This is a genomic window from Streptomyces synnematoformans (assembly GCF_039531005.1).
GTDB classification, from domain to species: Bacteria; Actinomycetota; Actinomycetes; order Streptomycetales; family Streptomycetaceae; genus Streptomyces; species Streptomyces synnematoformans.
In genome coordinates, this window is sequence record NZ_BAAAPF010000548.1 from 1 (window position 1) to 2548 (window position 2548).

At 73.5% G+C, this 2548-nt stretch carries 6 protein-coding genes; 1 reads left to right on the forward strand and 5 read right to left on the reverse strand.

The genetic code is table 11. The features are described from left to right. The coding region (locus ABD317_RS35775) for a DUF6397 family protein (RefSeq protein WP_344296029.1) at positions 1 to 306 on the reverse strand (306 nt) is incomplete at its 3' end. A gap of 105 nt (positions 307 to 411) precedes the next feature. Between ABD317_RS35775 and ABD317_RS35780 the strand changes: the two genes are divergently transcribed. Then, positions 412 to 840 (forward strand): PPOX class F420-dependent oxidoreductase, encoded by a 429-nt coding sequence (locus ABD317_RS35780; protein ID WP_344296031.1) that lies wholly within the window; start codon positions 412 to 414, stop codon positions 838 to 840. Between the two features lie 34 nt (positions 841 to 874). On the opposite strand, the gene ABD317_RS35785 is transcribed toward ABD317_RS35780, so the two are convergent. From ABD317_RS35785 to ABD317_RS35800, 4 genes are all read right to left on the reverse strand, one after another. Then, positions 875 to 1489, reverse strand: a complete 615-nt coding sequence (locus ABD317_RS35785; protein ID WP_344296034.1) for a GTP-binding protein — start codon at positions 1487 to 1489, stop codon at positions 875 to 877. After that, a complete protein-coding gene (locus ABD317_RS35790; protein ID WP_027757372.1) occupies positions 1470 to 1889 on the reverse strand; it encodes a DUF742 domain-containing protein in 420 nt (139 codons plus the stop codon). Before ABD317_RS35790 ends, ABD317_RS35785 begins: the two co-directional genes overlap by 20 nt. 18 nt (positions 1890 to 1907) lie before the next feature. Continuing rightward, positions 1908 to 2345 (reverse strand): roadblock/LC7 domain-containing protein, encoded by a 438-nt coding sequence (locus ABD317_RS35795; RefSeq protein ID WP_027757371.1) that lies wholly within the window; start codon positions 2343 to 2345, stop codon positions 1908 to 1910. Beyond that, a partial coding sequence (locus ABD317_RS35800) for a hypothetical protein (RefSeq protein ID WP_344296038.1) occupies positions 2342 to 2548 on the reverse strand: 207 nt, incomplete at its 5' end. The genes ABD317_RS35800 and ABD317_RS35795, both read right to left, overlap by 4 nt.

Here is a 2548-nt window from a genome sequence, read left to right on the forward strand (position 1 = left end):
CTCCGCCGCCCGCAGCCGCGCCTCGTCGGCCCGCGCCACCCGCCGCGGCCCGCCGGGCCGCGGCGGCGGCTCCGTCAGCACCAGCCCCAGCTGCACCGCCAGCTCCAACTCCCGCGGCAGCAGCCCCAGCTCCGTCGCCGCGCGCCCGAACGGCAGCGGCTCCGCCCGCACACCCGGGCCACCCCGTGCTCCCGCGCCACCGGCCGGCGCCCCCGCGCCCGTCCGCGCAGCCGTCCCCGCACCCGCACCCGTGCCCGTGTCTGCGCCCGCGTCCGCACGCGCGCCCGTATCCGTCCGTACCGCCATGACCCTCTCCCCCGTCGCGCTCGGAAAGCTCCTTCTCGACTACTCTCAGTCACGACCCTAGCGCGTCGCTCCCCGCCCCGCCTCCCCTGTGGATAACGTGCTCCCATGGGCGAGAAGATGACCGACGAAGAGTGGCGCGCCTTCGTCTCCGCAGGCACCCGCACCGGCAAGCTGGCCACCGTCCGCGCCGACGGCAGCCCCCACGTGGCCCCGATCTGGTTCGTGCTCGACGGCGACGACCTCGTCTTCAACACCGGCGCGAACACCGTCAAGGGCCGCAACCTCGCGCGCGACGGCCGCGCCGCCCTCTGCGTCGACGACGACCGCCCGCCGTTCTCGTACGCCGTGCTCTCCGGCCGCGCCCGCATCACCGAGGACCTCGGCGAGATGCACCGCTGGGCCACGGCCATCGCCGCCCGCTACATGGGCGAGGAACTGGCCGAGAGCTACGGGGCGCGCAACGCCGTCCCCGGCGAACTCCTCGTCCGTGTCGGCATCGACAAGGTGGTCTCCGAAGCCGGCGTCGCCGACTGACCCGCGGCCGGTCCCGCCCGTCACCCCGCCGGCGTCACCCCACCGGCTCCGTGCCGACCGTGTCGAGCAGCCGGGCGGTGTGCACCCGCCCGGCGTACTCCACCAGCCTGATCAGCACCTCCTTCCCGGAGTCCCGGTCGCGGGCGTCGCACAGCACGACGGGAGTGCCCTGGTCGAGGTCGAGGGCACGGGCGACCTCGTGGGCGCCGTAGCTGCGCGATTGGGGAAAGCAGTTCACCGCGACGATGAACGGGATGCTGCGGTGCTCGAAGTAGTCCACCGCCGGGAAGCAGTCCTGCAGCCGCCGGGTGTCCGCCAGCACCACGGCACCGAGCGCGCCGGTGGCCAGCTCGTCCCAGAGGAACCAGAAGCGGTCCTGGCCGGGGGTGCCGAACAGGTAGACGGCGAGCCCGGCGCGGATGGTGATCCTGCCGAAGTCCATGGCCACGGTGGTCGTGGCCTTCTCGTCCACGCCGCCCGTGTCGTCGACGGACGTGCCGACCTCGCTCAACTGCTCCTCGGTGCGCAGCGGACGGATCTCGCTGACGGAACCGACCAGGGTGGTCTTGCCCACCCCGAAGCCGCCGGCGATGAGGATCTTCAGCGCCAGCGCGTCGTCGACCCTGCGGTCAGAGGGCGCGGAGTCCATCGATCACTTCTCTCAGGATCTTCTCGTCGGGGAGCTGCGCGGGCGGCACGGGCCTGCTCACCCGTACGCAGCCGAGTTCGACCAGGTCGCCGAGGAGCACCCGCACCACTCCTACCGGCAGGTCGGTCTCCGCCGCCAGTTCGGCGACGGACTGGGTCTCGATCCGGCAGAGGTCGACGAGCGCGCGGTGCTCGGGACCGAGCGTCTCGACCTCCTTCCCCACGGCCTCCGGCGCGTCGTCCTGCAGGTCGATGAGCGCGATGAGGTCGAACCGCACCGTGGTCGTCACCGGCCGGGTCCGGCCGCCGGTCATCGCGTACGGACGGACCAGCGGGCCGGCCTCGGCGTCGTACCAGTGACTGCCGTGGTGCGGAGGGGTGCCACTCATATCTTCAGTCATAACGTGTCACCGCCGTGCTCAGCCCGGGTTCCGCGGCTTCGCTGCGGCCGCTCGCGGCGGAGTGTATAGATGCTCACCCACACGGGTGACCAGGCGGGCCATCTCGTATGCGACGAGGCCCATGTCGGCGGTCGCGGAGCTGAGGACGGCGAGGCAGGAGCCGTCGCCGGCCGCGGCCACGAAGAGGAAGCCGTCGTCCATCTCGACCATCGTCTGCCGCACGCCGCCGGCCTGGAAGTGCCGGCCGGCGCCCTTGGCGAGGCTGTGGAAGCCGGACGCGACCGCCGCCAGGTGCTCGGCGTCCTCGCGGGAGAGGGTTCGGGAGTTGCCGACGGCGAGGCCGTCACCGGAGAGCACGACGGCGTGGCGCACGTGGGCGACGCGCTTCACGAGGTCGTCCAGCAGCCAGTCGAGCCCTCCGGTTCTGCGGGTGTGCACGGTGTCCGGCTCGATCATGGGCGATCTCCTTCCCTCGACGTGTGCGCGGTCTCGTCCGGCTCCCGGCGCTCGCCGTCGGGTTCACCGTCGTACGGCCGGCCCGCGGGGGGCCCGCCGCCGCGTAACCAGCCGCTGCGGTACGCGGCCATGCGTGCGCGCGCCTCCTCCGGCGAGCGCTCCCGCGGCGCGGGGACGCCGGCGGCGGGCTCCCCGGGCGGCCC

Coding starts and splice junctions, on each gene's coding strand:
- ABD317_RS35780 (WP_344296031.1), top strand. CDS start 412: ATGGGCGAGAAGATGACCGACGAAGAGTGGCGCGCCTTCGTCTCCGCA.
- ABD317_RS35785 (WP_344296034.1), bottom strand. CDS start 1,489: ATGGACTCCGCGCCCTCTGACCGCAGGGTCGACGACGCGCTGGCGCTG.
- ABD317_RS35790 (WP_027757372.1), bottom strand. CDS start 1,889: ATGACTGAAGATATGAGTGGCACCCCTCCGCACCACGGCAGTCACTGG.
- ABD317_RS35795 (WP_027757371.1), bottom strand. CDS start 2,345: ATGATCGAGCCGGACACCGTGCACACCCGCAGAACCGGAGGGCTCGAC.